The organism is Actinomadura sp. NEAU-AAG7 (genome assembly GCF_018603865.1).
In the GTDB taxonomy this organism is placed as follows: domain Bacteria; phylum Actinomycetota; class Actinomycetes; order Streptosporangiales; family Streptosporangiaceae; genus Spirillospora; species Spirillospora litoris.
This window is the reverse complement of record NZ_JAHFZY010000002.1, coordinates 215,702-234,161: the sequence shown is the minus strand read 5'-3', so window position 1 is coordinate 234,161 and position 18,460 is coordinate 215,702. Positions and strand designations below refer to the sequence as shown.

Genomic DNA, 18,460 nt, shown 5'->3' with positions numbered 1-18,460 from the left:
GATCAACGGCTCGTTGTGGAGCAAATCGAACGAGGTTGCGACGCTAGGGGGAGGAACGCGCTGGGTAAGGAGAGATCATGCGCAGTATCTGGAAGGGCGCGATCTCGTTCGGGCTGGTGACGATACCGGTGAAGCTCTATTCGGCGACCGAGCAGCGGGACGTCGCCTTCCACCAGGTACACCGCGAGGACGGGGGCCGGATCAAGTACAAGCGGGTCTGCACGGTCGACGGCGAGGAGGTGTCCTACTCCGACATCGCCAAGGGGTACGAGCTGCCGAGCGGCGAGATGGTGATCCTGACCGACGAGGACTTCGCCGACCTGCCGCTGTCCTCCAGCCGCAGGATCGACGTCCTCCAGTTCGTGGAGCGCGACGAGGTCGACCCGATCTACTTCGCGAAGTCCTACTACCTGGAGCCGGACGCGCAGGGCGCCAAGCCCTACGTCCTGCTGCGCGACGCGCTGGAGGAGTCGGGGCAGGTCGCGATCGTCAAGGTGGCGCTGCGGCAGCGCGAGTCGCTGGCGACGCTGCGGGTGCGCGGCGGGGTGTTCGTGCTGGAGACCATGCTGTGGCCCGACGAGGTCCGCGCGGCCGACTTCCCCTTCCTGGAGGAGGACGTCGAGGTCCGCAAGCAGGAGTTGACGATGGCGACGTCGCTGATCGAGTCGATGGAGGGGGAGTTCGACCCCGGGGAGTACAAGGACGCCTACCGGGAGGCCCTCCAGCAGGTGATCGACGCGAAGGTGGAGGGGCGGGAGGTCACCCGCCCGGCGGAGGAGGAGGCGGCGGAGCCCGCCGCGGACCTGCTCAGCGCGCTGCGCGCGAGCGTCGAGGCGGCGAAGAAGGGGCGCGGCGAGCGGAAGCCCGCCGGGGGCAAGGGGGCCTCGGCCAAGTCGGGCGGGAAGAAGGAGCCGGCGAAGAAGGAGCCGGCCAAGGGGCGGAGCCGGAGCCGCAAGTCGGCCTGAGCCCGCCGCCGACGGGACGGCGGCGGGCGGCCCGTGGTGTTCAGACCGGCGGATTCAGAACGGCACGTTGGTGCACAGGAGCCGCGTCCCGGCGCCCCCGCTCCTGGGGTCGGTCGGCTCGGCGTGGATGACGATCGAGCCCGCGGCCCGGTGGGCGACGAGCCCGCGGTGGACGGTCCGCGCCTTGGCGGTGCCGTCCCTCCTGACCTTGAGGTCGAGCCAGATCTCCTTGTCGCGGAGCGGGGCCTTCGACGAGATCCTCGGGTCGCGGTAGTGCTCGCCGGCGTCGGCGGGGTTCTTGCCGCACGCCTTCCGGTGGACGTGGGCGCCGAACGTGCGGCCCGCGGTCTTGGCGGGGAACCCGGTGGCCTTGAGGTTCACGATCGTGCGGCGCCCCTGCTCGGCGACGAGGATCTCCGTCCGGACGCCCGAGTAGGCGGGGTCGTAGACGTAGGTCGGGCCCACCGAGATGATGTGCGGGTCCTCCCGGGGCGGCTCGCCGCGCGCGGACGCGTCGCGGGCCATCGCGGGGACCGGGAGCGAGGCCAGCGCGACGCCGGCGGTGGCCAGCGTGAGGGCGGCGCGGACGGTCAATGGCATGATCTTCCTCTCCGTGGGACCGGTGCCGGCGACCGGTGGCTCACGATCATGCCTACGCGCCGTCGTCGGACGGGCGCGCGGAGTTCCCGTGTCGGGTCAAGAAGAAGGCCGGGCGGGGAGGAAGTCCGCCTGTGGCCGGGGGGCGGGGACGGAAACGCGGGCGGGGGCGGGGGCGGGGTCAGCCGTCGCGGCGCGCCGACAGCACGCGGGCGAGCGCGGACGCGGCGGCCTCCGGCTCGGCGCACGGGCAGATCCGCTCGCCCCAGCCGTAGAAGTAGGACCATGTGCCGCCGGGCTGCTCCAGGACGGCGATGACGTTCTCGTTCAGCCCCCGCATCTCGGGGTTGGCGACCAGGGCGGACGGCCACCGGTCGGCGTGCGCGGCGACCTCGACGATCCAGCCGCCGGACCGCAGGACCCCGGTGAGCCGTTCCAGGTGCGCGAGCGCCGCCTCGGCCTCGCTGATGGCTTGCACGGACATCGTGCTCTCCCCCCAACAAGAATCCCGTTCAGTCTGGCGCCGCCGAGAGGGAGATCACAAGCGGTTCGGGCGATGTGGCCGGGGCGGGAAACGGCGAGGTGGGGCGAAGGATCACCGTCGCCCCACCTCGTCGTATCACGTCCGGCCGGTACCGGTCAGGACACGGGCTCCAGCGCGGCCGGGGACGGGTGGTCGTCCTCCCGGATCCCGTACCGCGCGTACAGGCGGCCCAGCGGGCCGGGGGCCCACCAGTTCGCGCGCCCGAGCAGCCGCATCGTGGCGGGCACGAGCAGCGCCCGCACGACGGTCGCGTCCAGCACGATCGCCAGCGCCATCCCGACCCCGACCATCTTGATGAACGTGACCCCGGACGTCGCGAACGCGCCGATCACGACGATGAACAGCAGCGCCGCGCTCGTGATGATCCCGCCGGTGCGCTGCACGCCGGCGCCGACGGCGGCGGTGGTGGAGCCGGTCAGGTCGTACTGCTCGCGCACCCGCGACAGCAGGAACACCTCGTAGTCCATCGAGATCCCGAACAGGATCGCCAGCATCAGGATCGGCATCGCGGGGGACACCGAGCCGGTCGCGGTGAAGTCCAGCGGGCCGGACAGGTGGCCCTCCTGGAAGACCAGCACGAGCGCGCCGAACGTCGCCCCGAGCGTCAGCACGTTCATCACGATCGCCTTCAGCGGCAGGATCACCGAGCCGAACGCGAGGAACAGCAGCACGAACGTGGCGCCGCCGATGAGCAGCGCGAGCCAGGGCAGCGTCGCGCCGATGCTGGAGAGCTGGTCGACGATCTCGGCGGTCGAGCCGCCGACCTCGACCTTCGCGCCGGGCGGGGCCGGGACGTCCCGGACCCTGTCCACCAGCGCCCGCGCCTCGCTGGAGTTCGGGTCGGCGTCATAGCGCAGCGCGATACGGGTGGTCGTCCCGCCGTTCGCGGTGTTGGTGCCGGTGACGGCCGCGCCGGTCACGCCGTCCAGCGCGTCCAGGCGGTCCCCGTACGCCTGGATCGCCGCCCGGTCGGACGTGCCGGTCACGACCGCCTCGATGGGGTCGGTCACGTTGCGCAGGAACTGCGTCTCCATCGTCTCGGCGACGACGCGGGCGTCGGCGCCCTCGGGCAGGGCCTTGGCGTCGACGCCGCCCCAGTTGATCCGCAGGGCGGGCGCGCCGAGGACGCCGAGCAGCACGACCGTGGCCGCGACGTAGACGACGGGACGGCGCATCACGCTGTGCGCGAGGCGTCCCCACCAGCCGTTCGCCCGGCTCTCGGCGCCGTGCGCGGCGGCCGCCTTCCTGCGCCGCCGGATCGACAGCGCGTTCACCCGGGTTCCGAGCACGGCCAGCAGCGCGGGCAGGACGGTCAGCGCGCCGACCATGCAGACGAACACGGTCGCGATGCCGCCGTAGCCCATCGAGCGCAGGAAGTTCTGGTCGAACAGCAGCAGCCCCGACAGCGACACCGCGACCGTGACCCCCGACACCGCGACGGTGCGCCCGGCGGTGGCCATCGTGGTGGCGAGCGCGTCCTCGATCGAGACGCGGTCCGGGTCGCGGGCGATCTCCTCGCGGAACCGGCTCACCATGAACAGCCCGTAGTCGATGGCGAGGCCGAGCCCGAGGAACGTGGTGATGTTCACCGCGAAGATCGACACGTCCGTGACGTAGGTGAGCAGGTGCAGCGCGGTGAACGAGCCGAGGATCGCGACGCCGCCGACGGCCAGCGGCAGGCTCGCCGCCACCAGCCCGCCGAAGATCAGCACGAGCAGCACCAGCAGGATCGGCATCGCCATGCCCTCGGCCCGGCCGATGTCGGAGGCCACCCGCGAGTTGATCGCGGTGCCGGTGCCGACGAGCCCGCCGACCTTGGCGGTGAGGCCGCCGTCGACCTCGGTGAGCCGGTCCTTGACCGCGTCGTAGGAGTCGTCGCGGGCGCCGTCGTCGGACCCGGCCAGGCGCAGCACGGCGTAGGTGGCCGTCCTGTCCTTGCTGACGAACTGCGGCGATCTCGCCGTCCAGTACGTGACGGCGGCGGTGACCTCGGCGCGCGGCAGCGCGGCGAGCGCCCGCTCGACCGAGGCGCGGTAGGCCGGGTCGTCGACCGTCATCCCGGGGCGGCCCCGGTAGAGGATCACGACGTCGGCCTGGTCGCGGCCGAGGTCGCGCTCGGCGGTCGCCGCCGCGCGGGCGCTCTCGCTGTCGGGGGTGTTGAAGCCGCCCCCCGAGGACAGCGCGCCGAAGACGCCCGTGCCCCAGACGGCGGCGACGACGAGCAGCGCACCCGCGACCGCGAGGACCGCGCGGCGGCGCCGGTGGACCCACCGGCCCCATTGATCGAACATGGTCGTCCTTCCTGCGGGTAATCAACAATCACGAGAGTTAACGCTGTTTAGAGTGAATGGTGTTAACTTCGCATACGAGCTTCACTATCGTCAAGGGTGTTTCTTGAGGGATCATGCGACCGGGACACGGAGGAACAGAGGGGCGGCGGAAGGTGACGACACGGCGGGACCGGCTGCGCGCGGCGACGGTCAAGGAGATCTCCGAGACCGCGCGGCGGATCCTCGTCGAGGAGGGCGCCGACGCGGTCACGCTGCGCGCGATCGCCCGCGCGATGGGGATGACCGCGCCCGCGCTGTACCGGTACTTCGGCAGCCACGGCGAGCTGCTCCGGCACCTGGTCGGCGACATCTTCACCGAGCTGACCGAGGACCTGCGCGAGGCGATGCACGGCGTCGAGGGCGGCGACCTGAGCGGCAAGTTCCTCGCGGTGTCCCGGCGGTTCCGGCTGTGGGCCTTCGCCCATCCGCGCGAGTACGCGCTGCTGTTCGGCACCCCCGTGCGCGGCACCCTCTACGAGGAGGAGGACTCCGACTTCGCCGAGGAGTGCGCCCGCAAGTTCGGCTGGACGTTCATGGCGCTGTTCATGGAGCTGTGGCGCAAGCGGCCCTTCCCCGTCCCCTCCGACGACGAGATCGACCCGGCCCTGTACGCGCAGCTCGTCCGGTACCGCGAGGAGGACCTCCGCGTCGAGCTGCCGATCGGGGTGATCCAGCAGTTCCTCGCCTGCTGGATCCGGCTCCAGGGGAGCGTCAGCCTGGAGGTCTTCGGGCACCTGGACTTCGCCCTGGACGACGCCGCGCCCATGTTCGAGCTGATGCTCTCGGAGATCGCCGGCGTCCTCGGCCTCACCTACACCCCGCCGAAGGGCGAGGGGTAGCGGCGGCGCGGCTGCCAGGTGGTCCACGGTGCGTCCTTCCGGGAGGGGACGCGCCCCACTCTCGGCGCCGCGGGCGGGACGGCGCGTCCGCCGCGAGGACGGCGCCGCGGCCTCCCGGAGGAGGCGCCTCCTCCGGTCGCAGGAGCCGCGCCGGCGGGCCCGGCTCGTACGATCGGGACGTGCTGATGCGATGGATGGAGCGGGCGTTCGACGGAGGCTCGGGCCCCGCCCGGCTCGTCGTGCTGGCCGTGCTCGGCCTCGGCGACCTGCTGCTGCTGCACCGTCCGCAGGACGTCACCGACGGCGCGATCGTGTCCGCCGGGTTCGCCGCCGCCTTCGCGGGCGTCCTGCTGCCCTCCGCCAGCCGGGCCGCCCAGGTGGCGCCGGTCACCGCCGCGGCGCTGCTGGTGCTCGGCGACATGCTGCACGCGCACGCCGCGGTCACGCTCAAGGGGATGATCGCGATCACGCTGTTCGAGCTGGCGCTGCGGCCGTGCCGGGCCCGGGCGCTCGCCGCCGTCGCGGGCCTGGTCGCCGCGCTGGTGTGCGTGCACGCGGTCGGCACCGCCCAGGACGTCCCGCCGACGCTGTTCCGGGTCGCGGTCCTGGTCGGGCTGCCGATGCTGCTCGGCGCCTACATCCGGCTCACCCGCGAGCGGATGGAGGAGCAGGAGCGCTCGCGCCGCTCGCAGACGGTCGCCGCGCGGGCGGGCGAGCGCGCCGCCATCGCCCGCGAGCTGCACGACCTCGTCGCGCACCACGTGTCCTCGATGGTGCTGCGGGTGGGGGTGGCCCGGCACGTCCTGCCCTCCGCCGACCCGCGCGTCACCGAGGTGCTGGACGACCTGCACGCCTCCGGCGCGGCGGCGCTCGCCGACCTGCGCCACCTCGTGGCCGTGCTGCGCGACCCGGGCCTCGCCGAGCCGGGCGTGCCGCTGGTCGAGCGCGCCGGGCTCCCCGCCGCGCTGGAGGCGGCGCTGGAGCGCGGCCGGGGCGACGGGCTGGAGATTGCCGCCGACATCGACCCCGGCGTCGCGGGGCTGGACGCCGTCCGGCGGCTGACCGTGCTGCGGATCGTCCAGGAGGGGCTCGCGAACGTCGCCCGGCACGCGGGCCCCGGCGCGTCGGCCGCGCTGTCGGTGCGGGTCGGCGGGCAGGCCGTCCGGCTGGAGATCACCGACGACGGCGCCCGCGCCGCCAGGGCGCCGCGCGCGGCGGGCGAGCCGGGGACCTCGGGGCACGGGCTCGTCGGGATGACCGAGCGCGTCGAGCTGCTCGGCGGCACGCTCGCCGCCGGGCCGCGCGAGCACGGCGGCTGGCGGCTGCTCGCCGAGTTCCCCGCCCCGGACCTCCCCCCGGGCGAGGGCCCGCCCGTGGGGGCCGAGCCGTCGGGGAGGGCGGCGTGATCCGCGTCCTGCTGGTGGACGACCAGCACCTCGTCCGGATGGGGCTGCGGATGCTCTGCGACTCCGCGCCCGACATGGAGGTCGTCGGCGAGGCCGGGGACGGCCGCGACGCGCCGCGCCTGGTCGGGGAGCTGAGCCCGGACGTCGTGCTGATGGACCTGCGCATGCCCGGCGTGGACGGGATCGCCGCGACCCGCCGGATCACGGCGGCCTGGCCGTCGGTGCGGGTCGTGGTGCTGACCACCTTCGACGACGACGACCACCTCTACCCCGCGCTCGCCGCCGGGGCGTTCGGGTTCATGGTGAAGGACGCGCCGCCGCCCGAGCTGCTGCGCGCCGTGCGGATGGCGGCGGGCGGCGAGTCCCCCTACAGCGGCGACGTGCTGCGGCGGCTCGTCGACCGGGCGGTGCGGGCCCGTTCGGAGCCGCGGGAGGAGGACGAGCCGCGGCCCCCGGCGGGGCTGACCGCGCGCGAGGCGGAGGTGCTGGCGCTGGTCGGCGCGGGCCTGTCGAACCGGGAGATCGGCGACCGGCTGCACCTCGGCGTCACCACCGTGAAGACCCACGTCGCGAACCTGATGCGCAAGACGGGCTGCCCCAACCGGATCAGGCTCGCCGTCCTCGCCGTCCGGACCGGCGTCACGCCGCACTGAGACCGAGCCGCACCGGACACAAGAGACCCCCGGAACCGTGACCGGTCCCGGGGGTCCCGCACACCCGCCTGGCAGCGGGTTGGCTCAGTATCGGATCAGTAGGACGGCTGGCTCGGGTCGATCTGCTTCACCCAGGCCAGCACGCCGCCGCCGACGTGCACGGCGTCCGCGAAGCCCGCGTTCTTGACCACGGCCAGCGCCTCGGCCGACCGCGCGCCCGACTTGCAGTGCAGGACGATCTTGCGGTCCTGCGGGAGGCGCTCCAGCGCCGAGCCGTTCAGGAACTCGCCCTTCGGGATCAGCGTCGCGCCCGGGATCGAGACGATCTCGTACTCGTTCTGCTCGCGGACGTCCACGAGGAAGATGTCCTCGCCGCGGTCCTGCATGCCCTTGAGGTCGTGGACGGAGATCGTGGACTGCGCGGCGGCCTCGGCGGCCTCCTCGGAGACCGCGCCGCAGAACGCCTCGTAGTCCTCCATCAGCTCGGTCTGCGTCGGGTTCTTCCCGCACAGCGGGCACTCCGGGTCCTTGCGGACCTTGACCGAGCGGTAGGTCATCTCCAGGGCGTCGTAGATCATGAGGCGGCCGACCAGCGGCTCGCCGATGCCCGCGAGGAGCTTGATGGCCTCGTTCACCTGGATCGAGCCGATCGAGGCGCACAGCACGCCGAGCACCCCGCCCTCCGCGCAGGAGGGGACCATGCCGGGCGGCGGCGGCTCGGGGTAGAGGCAGCGGTAGCAGGGGCCGTGCTCGGCCCAGAACACCGACGCCTGGCCGTCGAAGCGGTAGATCGAGCCCCACACGTACGGCTTGCCGAGCAGCACGGCCGCGTCGTTGACCATGTACCGGGTGGCGAAGTTGTCGGTGCCGTCCAGGATCAGGTCGTACTCGGCGAAGATGTCCATGATGTTGTCGCGGTCGAGCGCGGTGTTGTGCACCACGACCTCGATCAGCGGGTTGATCTCACAGACGGTCGCGGCGGCCGACTCGACCTTCGGCTTGCCGAGCGAGGACTGCCGGTGGATGACCTGGCGCTGGAGGTTCGACTCGTCCACGATGTCGAAGTCGACGACGCCGAGCGTCCCGACGCCGGCGGCGGCCAGGTACATCAGGGCCGGGGAGCCGAGGCCGCCCGCGCCGACGACCAGGACCTTGGCGTTCTTGAGGCGCTTCTGCCCGGCCATCCCCACGTCGGGAATGATGAGGTGCCGCGAGTAGCGGTTGACCTCGTCGCGGGTGAGCTCGGCTGCGGGCTCGACCAGAGGTGGCAACGACACGGTGATGCTCCTGTGCTGACGCTCGGCTGGTACGGGGGACGTCATGTCCTTACGGCACAACCTTGCCATGTCCAGCGGAATTCCCCGAGCGCGGTGTCCGCCTCCGGCGCGCCCTGACCCGGCTGTCAGGTGGTGATGTCGTGCCTGGGTGAAGCGCCCTTACCGCGATGTCAGGGCGGAATGTCGTGAAGCCCAGTTAATCTTGGCTGTTGTGGCATTCCTGCCCCCCTCCCCCCAGCAGCCGCCCAGACCGCCCGGGCCGCCCGACGCCGGTCACCACCACGGCGCCGCGCCCCCGGGCCGCCTCGCCGGCCCGCCGCCCGTCCCCCTCGCGGGCCCGCCGGCGATCCGTCCGCCGACCGTGCTCGGCCTGCGCGCCCGGCAGTGGATGCTCGTGGCCGCCGTCGTCGGCTGCTGCTACCTCGCGATGACCGTCATCGGCGCCGCCGGGGCCTGGACGACCCTGCACCGCGACCCCACCAACGCCGAGCTGCAGCGCGCCGCCAACGCCGAGGTCGCGCGGCGCTGGGAGGCGTGGCCCGCCGACCGGGTCTTCCCCGCGCGGCTCAGCTACGCCCCCGACGAGGGCCGCAGCGAGTACGCGACGCGGATGGGCATCGTCCCCGACACCGGCTGCGAGCAGGGCGTGGACCCCGGCCTGATGACGACGCTGCGCAAGCACGGCTGCAAGGCGGTGCTGCGCGCCACCTACACCGACCAGCTCGAAGGGGTCGTCGTCACCGTCGGCGTCGCGGTCTTCCCCGACCCCTGGCAGGCCGACAGGGCGTTCAAGGAGCTTCCCGACTCGCACGGCCCGGACGGGACCGGCACCGTCGCCCCCGCGCTGAAGGCCGCCGCGTTCCCCGGGACGGCCGCCGCCCGCTTCACCGACGCCGCCCGGCAGGACCGGACGTTCGACCGCGGCGGCCCCTATGTCGTGCTGACCACGTCCGGCCAGACCGACGGGCGCCCCGCCGCCGCCGTCAAGAAGCCGCGCCCCGGCGAGCCGTTCATCGTGGCGCCGCAGCTCGGCCGCGCGGTGGCGCGGTCGCTGTCGGTCCGGTCCCTGCCGGACTGCGACCGCAGCGAGTGGCGGTGCTGACCCGGATGCGCGCCCCGGTGCGCGCCCGGACCCGCGCCCGGGTGCGCGGGGCCGCGGCGGTGCTCGCGGCGGCGGCCGTCGCCGCGCCGGTCTGCGGGGCGTGGGTCCCGGTCGTGCCCGCCGCGGCCGCGCGCGCCGACGAGATCCGCGCGGCGCAGCAGCCGATCCTGGACGACCTCGACGTCCCGGCCGCGTGGAAGATCACACGGGGCCGGGGCGTGACCGTCGCCGTGGTCGACACCGGTGTCGTGGGGAGCCATCCCGACCTCGCCGGGTCGGTGACCACCGGCCCGAACATGCTCGCCCCGATCGACGCGGGGACCAAGCCGCTCCAGATGCACGGCACCAACATGGCCTCGCTGATCGCCGGGCACGGCCACGGGCCCGGCGGGAAGGACGGCGTCATCGGGGTCGCGCCCGAGTCGAGGGTGCTGTCGATCCGCGTCATCGGCCAGAAGGGCGACCCCAGCTACCGGCGGTTCCGCACCGACGAGCGGTCCGAGAGCGCGGTCGCGCGCGGCATCCGCCACGCCGCCGACCACGGCGCCGACGTGATCAACCTCTCGCTCGGCGAGAGCCGGGAGTCGGCGGAGGAGCGGGAGGCCGTCGGCTACGCCATCGGCAAGGGCATCGTGGTCGTCGCGGCGGCCGGGAACGAGGGCGACAAGCGGGGCCTCCTCGACGGGGACGGCTTCGCGCCCTACTCCTACCCCGCGTCCTACCCGGGCGTGATCGCGGTCGCCGCCACCGACAGCGCGCACGCCCGCGTCCCCTTCTCCAACCGCAACTACTCGGTGCTGCTGGGGGCGCCCGGCATCGACATCCCCGTGGCCGGATCCGACGGCGCCTACTACCGCAGCGGCGGCACGAGCGACGCCTGCGCGCTCGTGTCGGGCATCGCCGCGCTGATCCGCGCCCGGCATCCGAAGCTGCCGCCCGCGCTGGTCTCCCAGGCGCTCATCGCCGGCACCCGCTACGGGCCGAGCGGCAAATACGGCCCGGAGATCGGGTTCGGCCAGGTCAACGCCCAGCGCGCGCTCGCGGCGGCGGACACGCTGACCTCCGCCCGCCCCGGCGCCGCCGCGGGCAAGCCCGCCCGCGACCGGTTCGGCGACGCCGAGCCGGGCCCGGTGGCGATCATCGACCGGCCCGGCTGGGTCAACCCGCTGATCCTGGCGATCCTCGTCGTGGGGGCCGGCGGGACGCTGGCCGCCGTGGCGATCTCGGTGGCCTTCCACCGCCGCCACCCCCGCCCCGCCCTGGCGCCCGCCCCGGCCGGCTTCTTCGGCGGGCCGACCGGGCCTCCGTTCGGCGGACGCCCCGGGCAGCCCCCGTCCTTCGGGGGCCGCTCGCCCGGCGCCCCTCCGCACCGTCCGCCCTCGTACATGCGGCAGCCCGGCCCCGCGTATCCGCCGCCACCGAACACGCCACCGAACACGCCACCGAACACGCCGCCGGGCGCGCCGTCGTTCGCGCCGCCGGGGCCCCCGCCGAACGGCGCGCGGCCGCCCGGCGAGCCCGAGGACTCCGGTGATGCGGGAGGATCGGACGGTGTGGTCGGAACCTGACGAGTACGCCGAGGCCGTCCTGGACGCGGTCGAGCGGATCCCGCCCGGTCGCGTCATGTCCTACGGGGACCTCGCCGAACTCGTCGGGAAGGGCGGGCCCCGGCAGGTCGGGCGCGTGATGTCGCTGTACGGGGGCGCCGTCCCGTGGTGGCGGGTGACCCGGTCGGACGGCAGACCCCCGAGCGGCCACGAGATCGTCGCCCACGAGCACTACCGCGCCGAGGGCACGCCGCTGCGCCCGGACGGGAGCCGCGTCGACATGTCCCGCGCCCGCTGGATGGACGTCGAAGTCGAAGAGGCGCCCTGACCCCCGTGACGCTTCTCACGCCCTGACCGCCTCGCCCACCGTTCATCACCGCCGTGCGACCTCGCCACATGCGCGACATGCGTGCGATGTGGTCCGAGCGGCCCCGGTGATCTGCTCCAATGAAATGTTGTGCCGCAAGCTTCCTATCGCCTCGTGCGTCGCGCGGGTCCCGCGCGCGCCGTCCCGCCCCTGCTCGACGAGCAGCAGCGGCGGGTGGTCGAGCACGCCGGCGGGCCGATGCTGGTGCTCGCCGGGCCCGGCACCGGCAAGACGACGACGATCGTCGAGGCGGTCGTCGACCGGATCGAGAACCGCGGCACCGACCCCGAGCGGGTCCTCGTCCTGACGTTCAGCCGCAAGGCGGCGGGCGAGCTGCGGCAGCGGATCACCGGGCGGCTGCACCGCACGACGCGGACGCCGCTCGCGCTGACCTTCCACGGCTACGCGTTCGCGCTGCTGCGCCGCGACGCCGTCCTGAACGGGGAGGACGCGCCGAGGCTGCTGTCGGGGCCCGAGCAGCTCCTGGAGGTGCGGCGGCTGCTGGAGGGCGAGCTGGCCGACGGCGCCCGCGACTGGCCGGAGCGGCTGCGCGCCGCGCTGGCCACCCGCGGCTTCGCCGAGGAGCTGCGCGACTTCACGCTGCGGGCGGTGGAGCGCCAGTACTATTCCGACGGCCTCGCCGCGCTCGGACGGATCCGGGGGCGCGACGACTGGCCCGCCATCGGCTCGTTCATGGACCGGTACGAGCAGCGCTTCGCGCTCGACCCCGTCCAGACCTACGACTACGGCGAGCTGATCCAGCGCGCCGCCGGGACGCTCGTCGACGAGGACGCGCGGATCCGCGAGCAGGACGCCTACGACGCGGTGTTCGTCGACGAGTACCAGGACACCGACCCCGCGCAGGAGGCGCTGCTGCGGCACCTGGCGGGGGAGGGCCGCGACCTCGTCGTCGTCGGCGACCCCGACCAGTCGATCTACGGGTTCCGGGGCGCCGACGTGCGCGGCATCCAGGAGTTCCCGACCCGCTTCCCGACGCTGGACGGGCGGCCCGCGCCGGTGGTCGCGCTGCGGACGTGCCGCCGGATGGGCCCGGAGATCCTGGAGGCGTCCCGCCGGATCGCGCGGCGGCTCCCCGCCGGGTCGGCGGGCGCCGCCGAGCACCGCGCGCTCCGCCTTCCGGACGGCCTCGAAGACGGCCAGGTCCGCCCAGCGTCTGTCAGGGGGGGCGCCCCCCCTGGACCCCCCGATGAAGTGCGTGCTGTGATCGCCGACTCCGAGAGCCAGGAGTCCGCGCTCGTCGCCGACGAGCTGCGCCGTGCGCACCTGCTCGACGGCGTGCCGTGGTCGCGGATGGCGGTGCTGGTCCGCAGCGCGATCCGGCAGGTCCCGGTGCTGCGCCGCGCGCTCGCCCAGGCCGGGGTGCCGGTGGTGGTCGCGGGCGACGAGGTGCCGCTGGTCGCCGAGCCCGCCGTCCGCCCGTTCCTGCTGCTGCTGCGCGCGGCGCTGCAGAAGGGCTTCCTGGACGAGGTCGTCGCCGAGGACCTGCTCACCGGCCCGCTCGGCGGCGCCGACGCCCTCGCCATGCGGCGCCTCAAGCGCGCGCTGCGCGACCTGGAGGAGCTGTCGGGCGGGCAGCGGCCGCTGGGCGACCTGCTGATCGCCGCGGTGAACGATCCGCGCGAGCTGGTCGCCGTGCACGAGAGGGTGCGGGCGCCCGCCGAGCGCGTCGCGCACCTGGTGGAGGTGGCGCGGCGCACCGTCCACGACGGCGGCACCGCCGAGGACGTGCTGTGGGAGGTGTGGCGGGAGAGCGGCCGGGCCGACGTGCTGCTGGAGCAGAGCGCCAAGGGCGGGACGCGCGGCGCCGCCGCCGACCGCGACCTCGACGCCGTCGTCGCGCTGTTCGACCACGCGGCGCGGTTCGTCGACCGGCTCCCGCAGGCGGGCCCCGAGCTGTTCGTCGACACGATCGCCGCGCAGGAGATCGCCGGGGACACCCTCGCCGAGCACGCGCCCGAGGGCGAGGCCGTCCGGATCCTCACCGCGCACCGCGCCAAGGGCCTGGAGTGGGACGTCGTCGTGGTCGCGGGCGTGCAGGAGGGCGTGTGGCCCGACGTCCGGCTGCGCGGGTCGCTGCTCGGCGTCGAGGAGCTGGTCGAGCACGCCGCCGGGGCCGAGCCCGACGGGAAGGACGCGGCGGGCGCGTCGATGGCCGCCAAGATGCTGGACGAGGAGCGCCGCCTGTTCTACGTCGCCGTCACCCGCGCCCGCCGACGGCTGGTGGTGACGGCGGTCGGCGGCGACGACACCGAGGAGCGCCCGTCCCGGTTCCTGAACGAGCTGCTGCCCGGCGCCATCGAGCAGTCGCAGCTCGATGAGAAGACCCGCTGGCTGTCGCTGTCGGCGCTGGTCGCCGACCTGCGCTCGGCGGTCGCCGACCCGTCCCGTCCCGAGCCGCTGCGCCGCGCCGCCGCCGGGCACCTCGCGCGGCTCGCCCGCGCCGGGGTGCGCGGCGCCAGGCCGGAGAACTGGTATGCGATCACCGCGCTGTCGGACGCCGGGCCCGCGTTCGCCGAGGACGAGGGGATCACGATCTCCCCGTCCCAGGTCGAGGCGTTCACCACCTGCGGGCTGCGCTGGCTGCTCGCCTCCGCCGTCGGCGCGCAGGAGGGCGGGCCCAACGAGTTCAGCACGATGGGCAAGGTCATCCACGCGGTCGCGGAGATGGCGGGCGCCGACGACGGGATCAGCGAGGTCCACGTCGCGGAGCGGCTCGACGAGATCTGGAAGGACCTCGACTTCCGCAGCGGCTGGTACTCGGAGAAGCAGCGCGACCAGGCGGCGACGATGGTCGACAGGTTCCTCGCCTGGCACCGCGACAACCCCAACGAGGTCGTCGCGCTGGAGGAGTCGTTCAAGGTCGACCTCGGCCGCGTCGTCATCAAGGGCCGTATCGACCGCGCCGAACGCGACGAGCAGGGCCGCGCCGTCATCATCGACATCAAGACCTCCAGCGGCGCCGTCCCGAAGGAGGACCTCGCGCGGCACCCGCAGCTCGGCGTCTACCAGTACGCGGTGATGCTCGGCGCGTTCGAGCGGCACGGCCTGATCGAGCCCGGCGGCGCCAAGCTCGTCCAGGTCGGCAAGGCCGCCTTCGCCGCGCGGGCCCGCGAGCAGGAGCAGCCGCCGCCCTCGCAGGACGATGACCCCGAGTGGCCGAAGAAGCTCGTCGAGATCGTCGCGACCGGGATGGCGGGCGAGGTGTTCCAGGCGCGGGCCAACGACAAGTGTCGGACGTGTCCCGTACGGTCCTGCTGTCCGGTGCACGACGAGGGCGGTCAGGTTGGCGACTGACCCGGCCCGCCCGCTGGTCGGCGCGGTGGTCGGTGCGGTCGTCGGGGCGGTGGAGGGGGCGGCGAGGTGATCACGCCGGGGGAGCTGGCCCGGCTGCTGGAGATCCCGCCGCCGACCGACGAGCAGGCGCGGGTGATCGAGGCGCCGCTCGCGCCGATGGCGGTGATCGCGGGCGCCGGGTCGGGCAAGAGCGAGACGATGGCCGCGCGGGTGGTGTGGCTGGTCGCCAACGGGTTCGTGCGGCCCGAGCGCGTGCTCGGGCTGACCTTCACCCGCAAGGCCGCCGCCGAGCTGGGCGTCCGCGTCCGCAAGCGGCTCGACACGCTGCGCGAGGCGCTGCCCGCCGACGAGCTGGAGCGGCTCGGCGGCGAGGCGCTGTTCGACGGCGAGCCGATGGTCTCGACCTATCACTCCTACGCCGCGCGGCTGTTCGGCGACCACGCCCTGCGCGAGGCGCTGGAGCCGACGATGCGGCTGATCTCGCCCGCCGTCGCGTGGCAGATCTGCTCCCGCGTCGTCGACACCTACAACGGCCCGATGGACCGCGTCGAGTGGCAGCCCGACACCGTCACCAAGGCCGTGATGGAGCTGGCGGGCGACCTGTCGGAGCACCTGCGCACCCCCGAGGACGTCCGCAAGGTCGGCTCCTGGCTGGACGAGCGGTTCGCGGCGCTGCGCAAGCCGCTCAAGCCGCAGCGCGACATCCTCGCCAAGCACGCCGTCCGCGAGCAGCTCATGCCGCTGGTCGAGGCGTACGGGCGGGCCAAGGCCGACCGGGAGGTCATCGACCACGGCGACCAGATGGCGCTGTCGGCGCGGATCGCCTACCGGCACCCCGAGGTCGGGATGATCGAGCGGTCCCGGTTCTCGGTCGTCCTGCTGGACGAGTACCAGGACACGAGCCAGGCGCAGCTCGTGCTGCTCACCTCGCTGTTCTCCGGCGGGCACCCGGTGACGGCCGTCGGCGACCCGTGCCAGTCGATCTACGGGTGGCGCGGCGCCAGCGCCGGGAACCTGCTGCGGTTCGCCCACGACTTCCCCGCCCAGCCCGCCGTCGCCGGGCGGCGTCCGGTGCCGGCGCCGGTCGTCCAGCTCAGCCGGTCCTTCCGCAACGGCGAGCGCGTCCTGGAGGCCGCCGCCACGATCCAGGAGGAGCTGCGCGCCGAGACCGCCGCCGTGCCCCGGCTCGTCCCCGGCGCCGGGCGCGAGGACCGCGGCCGCGTCGAGTGCGCGCTGTTCGCGACCGTCGAGGACGAGGCCGACAGGATCGCCGCGCGGGTCGTCCGGCTGATGGCCGAGGGCGTCGAGACCGCGCCCGACGGCGGCGCGCTCGGCGAGCCGCTCCGCTACTCGGGCATCGCCGTCCTCGCGCGGAAGCGGTCGCAGTTCCCGCTGATCCGGCGGGCGCTGGAGGCGCGCGGCGTCCCCGTCGAGGTCGTCGGGCTCGGCGGGCTGCTGACCGTCCCCGAGGTGCAGGACGTCGTCGCCACCCTGCGCGCCGTGCACGACCCGACCGCCGGCGCGTCGCTCGCCCGCCTGCTCACCGGGCCCCGCTGGCGGCTCGGCCCGCGCGACCTCGTCGCGCTCGGCCGCCGCGCCCGCGCGCTCGCCCAGGACTCCGCCCGCGACGTCACCCCGCCGGCCTCCGCCGAGGGCCCGGCCGCCGAGGAGGCGGGGCCCGGGGAGGCGGCCGCGGGGGAGCCGGAGGACCCGCTGCGGCAGCTCGTCAGCGAGCTGAACCAGGAGACCGGCAGCCTCGTGGACGCGCTCGACGACCTCGGCGACCCCGCCGCCTACTCCCCGGAGGGCTACGGGCGGCTGCGGCGGCTCCGCGACGAGATGCGCGCGCTGCGCGGCCAGGTCGGGCTCCCGCTGCCCGACCTCGTGACCGAGGTGGAGCGGACGCTCGGGCTCGACATCGAGGTCGCCGCGCGGTCGGGCCTGGACCCGGTGACCGCCCGCGCCGACCTGGACGCGTTCGTCGACGCCGCCGCCACCTTCGCCGGCGACGCCGAGGACCCGACGCTCGGCGCGTTCCTCGCCTACCTCAAGGCCGCCGAGACCGAGGAGTTCGGGCTGGAGGCCGGGCGGGTCGGCGAGACCGACAGCGTGAAGCTGCTCACCGTCCACGCGTCCAAGGGGCTGGAGTGGCCGGTCGTCGTCGTCCCGGGGCTGTCGTACGTGCCGCAGAAGAACGGCGGGCCCGCCAAGGGGTCGATCTTCCCCTCGCCGCCGCAGAACGCCACCCGCTGGACGGCGAACCCGCGCGTGCTGCCGTTCATGCTGCGCGGCGACCGCGCCGACCTGCCCGCGCTGCGCGGCCTCGACAAGGACGACCTCGCCGCCTTCGACCAGGCGTGCTCCGAGCGCGACCTGCGGGAGGAGCGGCGGCTCGCCTACGTCGCGGTGACCCGCGCGTCCAGCCTGCTCATCACGACCGGGTACTGGTGGGGGTCCTCCGGGCGCCCGCTCGGCCCCTCGCCGTTCCTGGAGGAGGTGCGCGCGGTGTGCCTGGCGGGCGCCGGGACGGTCGCGCTGTGGGCCGACCCGCCGGAGGAGGGCGCCGCCAACCCGCTGCTCGCCGACCCCGACGAGGCGCAGTGGCCGCTCGCGCCCGGCGAGCGGGGCCGCGCCGACGCCGGCGCCCGCGAGCGGTACGAGGCCGTCGTGCAGGCCGCCCGCATGGTCGAGGACGCGATCTCGGGCCGCACCCGCCACTGGGTCGGCAACGACGGCCTGTCGGAGGCCGACCGGGGCCGCATGACCGCGTGGGCGCGCGACGTCGAGCTGCTGCTCGCCGAGCGCGACCGCGGGCGCGGCGGCGACGGCACGCTCGTCGAGCTGCCCCAGAACCTGTCGGTGTCGTCGCTGGTGTCGCTCGCGCGCGACCCGGCGGCGCTGGCCCGGCAGATCCGCCGACCGATGCCCCGGCCGCCCGCCCCCTACGCGCGGCGCGGCACCGCGTTCCACGCCTGGCTGGAGAGCCGCTGGGGCCAGCAGCGCCTCCTGGACCCCGACGAGCTGCCCGGCGCCGCCGACGAGGGCGCCGTCGACGACGCGCACCTCGCGCGGCTGCGGGAGCGGTTCGAGGAGTCGGAGTGGGCGGCGCGGGAGCCGCTCGACATCGAGGTCCCGTTCGAGACCATCATCGGCGACCGGCTGGTCAGGGGCCGCATGGACGCCGTGTTCCGCTCGCGCGGCGGCGGCTACGAGGTCGTCGACTGGAAGACCGGGTCGCCGCCGTCCGGCGACGAGGCGGGGTTCGCCTCCGTGCAGCTCGCCGCGTACCGGCTGGCCTGGGCGGAGCTCGCGGGCGTCGAGGTCGGGCGGGTCAGCGCGGCCTTCCACTACGTCAGCGCGAACCGCACCGTCCGGCCCGCCGACCTCCTCGACGCGGACGGGCTGGCGGCGCTGCTGGAGTCCGTCCCGTCGGCCTGACCCCCGCTCGGGTTTGGATCCGGCCGGTTCCGGCGTTGTGAGCTCGCCTTTCGCCGTGACGTGGGACGTGTCACGCCGCC

General features: G+C 74.6%; 13 protein-coding genes. 9 read left to right on the top strand and 4 right to left on the bottom strand.

The genetic code is table 11. The features are described 5' to 3' along the window. Positions 1–77: 77 nt before the first annotated feature. Positions 78–965 carry a Ku protein gene (locus KLI87_RS10410; protein ID WP_214616802.1) on the top strand — a complete coding sequence of 296 codons (888 nt, stop codon included), beginning with the start codon at positions 78–80 and terminating at the stop codon, positions 963–965. A gap of 54 nt (positions 966–1,019) precedes the next feature. Here the strand turns inward: KLI87_RS10410 and KLI87_RS10405 are convergent, their stop codons facing one another. From KLI87_RS10405 to KLI87_RS10395, 3 genes are all read right to left on the bottom strand, one after another. After that, positions 1,020–1,565 carry a superoxide dismutase family protein gene (locus KLI87_RS10405; RefSeq protein WP_214616801.1) on the bottom strand — a complete coding sequence of 182 codons (546 nt, stop codon included), beginning with the start codon at positions 1,563–1,565 and terminating at the stop codon, positions 1,020–1,022. A 178-nt stretch (positions 1,566–1,743) separates the two neighbouring features. After that, positions 1,744–2,046 (bottom strand): hypothetical protein, encoded by a 303-nt coding sequence (locus KLI87_RS10400; RefSeq protein ID WP_214616800.1) that lies wholly within the window; start codon positions 2,044–2,046, stop codon positions 1,744–1,746. Positions 2,047–2,201: 155 nt separating this feature from the next. Beyond that, positions 2,202–4,397 carry an MMPL family transporter gene (locus tag KLI87_RS10395; RefSeq protein ID WP_214616799.1) on the bottom strand — a complete coding sequence of 732 codons (2,196 nt, stop codon included), beginning with the start codon at positions 4,395–4,397 and terminating at the stop codon, positions 2,202–2,204. A gap of 152 nt (positions 4,398–4,549) precedes the next feature. Here KLI87_RS10395 and KLI87_RS10390 point away from each other — a divergent pair, with 152 nt between their 5' ends. The 3 genes from KLI87_RS10390 (at position 4,550) to KLI87_RS10380 (ending at position 7,334) form a co-directional block, all read left to right on the top strand. Then, positions 4,550–5,275: a TetR/AcrR family transcriptional regulator gene (locus KLI87_RS10390; protein WP_214616798.1), complete on the top strand. Its 726-nt coding sequence runs from the start codon at positions 4,550–4,552 to the stop codon at positions 5,273–5,275. Positions 5,276–5,460: 185 nt separating this feature from the next. Next, positions 5,461–6,681, top strand: a complete 1,221-nt coding sequence (locus KLI87_RS10385) for a sensor histidine kinase (protein ID WP_250903791.1) — start codon at positions 5,461–5,463, stop codon at positions 6,679–6,681. After that, positions 6,678–7,334 carry a response regulator transcription factor gene (locus KLI87_RS10380; RefSeq protein WP_214616796.1) on the top strand — a complete coding sequence of 219 codons (657 nt, stop codon included), beginning with the start codon at positions 6,678–6,680 and terminating at the stop codon, positions 7,332–7,334. Before KLI87_RS10385 ends, KLI87_RS10380 begins: the two co-directional genes overlap by 4 nt. Positions 7,335–7,429: 95 nt before the next feature. Here KLI87_RS10380 and moeZ read toward each other — a convergent pair whose 3' ends face one another. Further along, positions 7,430–8,611 (bottom strand): adenylyltransferase/sulfurtransferase MoeZ, encoded by a 1,182-nt coding sequence (moeZ, locus tag KLI87_RS10375; RefSeq protein WP_214616795.1) that lies wholly within the window; start codon positions 8,609–8,611, stop codon positions 7,430–7,432. A 211-nt stretch (positions 8,612–8,822) separates the two neighbouring features. Between moeZ and KLI87_RS10370 the strand changes: the two genes are divergently transcribed. The 5 genes from KLI87_RS10370 (at position 8,823) to KLI87_RS10350 (ending at position 18,380) form a co-directional block, all read left to right on the top strand. Further along, positions 8,823–9,713 (top strand): hypothetical protein, encoded by an 891-nt coding sequence (locus KLI87_RS10370; RefSeq protein ID WP_156218909.1) that lies wholly within the window; start codon positions 8,823–8,825, stop codon positions 9,711–9,713. Continuing rightward, on the top strand, positions 9,707–11,281 hold the full coding sequence (locus KLI87_RS10365; RefSeq protein ID WP_308165939.1) for a S8 family serine peptidase: 1,575 nt from the start codon (positions 9,707–9,709) through the stop codon (positions 11,279–11,281). The genes KLI87_RS10370 and KLI87_RS10365 overlap by 7 nt, the downstream gene beginning before the upstream one ends. Next, positions 11,247–11,588, top strand: coding sequence for an MGMT family protein (locus KLI87_RS10360; RefSeq protein ID WP_214616794.1), 342 nt, complete (start codon positions 11,247–11,249; stop codon positions 11,586–11,588). The genes KLI87_RS10365 and KLI87_RS10360 overlap by 35 nt, the downstream gene beginning before the upstream one ends. A gap of 153 nt (positions 11,589–11,741) precedes the next feature. Then, a complete protein-coding gene (locus KLI87_RS10355) occupies positions 11,742–14,942 on the top strand; it encodes an ATP-dependent DNA helicase (protein ID WP_308165937.1) in 3,201 nt (1,066 codons plus the stop codon). Between the two features lie 66 nt (positions 14,943–15,008). Next, positions 15,009–18,380 (top strand): ATP-dependent DNA helicase, encoded by a 3,372-nt coding sequence (locus KLI87_RS10350; protein ID WP_214616793.1) that lies wholly within the window; start codon positions 15,009–15,011, stop codon positions 18,378–18,380. The last annotated feature ends 80 nt before the right edge of the window (positions 18,381–18,460 follow it).

Bases quoted from the DNA above. Each gene is read 5' to 3' on its own strand.
- KLI87_RS10400 (WP_214616800.1), bottom strand. From the start codon at position 2,046: ATGTCCGTGCAAGCCATCAGCGAGGCCGAGGCGGCGCTCGCGCACCTG.
- KLI87_RS10395 (WP_214616799.1), bottom strand. From the start codon at position 4,397: ATGTTCGATCAATGGGGCCGGTGGGTCCACCGGCGCCGCCGCGCGGTC.
- KLI87_RS10360 (WP_214616794.1), top strand. From the start codon at position 11,247: ATGCGGGAGGATCGGACGGTGTGGTCGGAACCTGACGAGTACGCCGAG.
- KLI87_RS10385 (WP_250903791.1), top strand. From the start codon at position 5,461: ATGCGATGGATGGAGCGGGCGTTCGACGGAGGCTCGGGCCCCGCCCGG.
- KLI87_RS10410 (WP_214616802.1), top strand. From the start codon at position 78: ATGCGCAGTATCTGGAAGGGCGCGATCTCGTTCGGGCTGGTGACGATA.
- KLI87_RS10405 (WP_214616801.1), bottom strand. From the start codon at position 1,565: ATGCCATTGACCGTCCGCGCCGCCCTCACGCTGGCCACCGCCGGCGTC.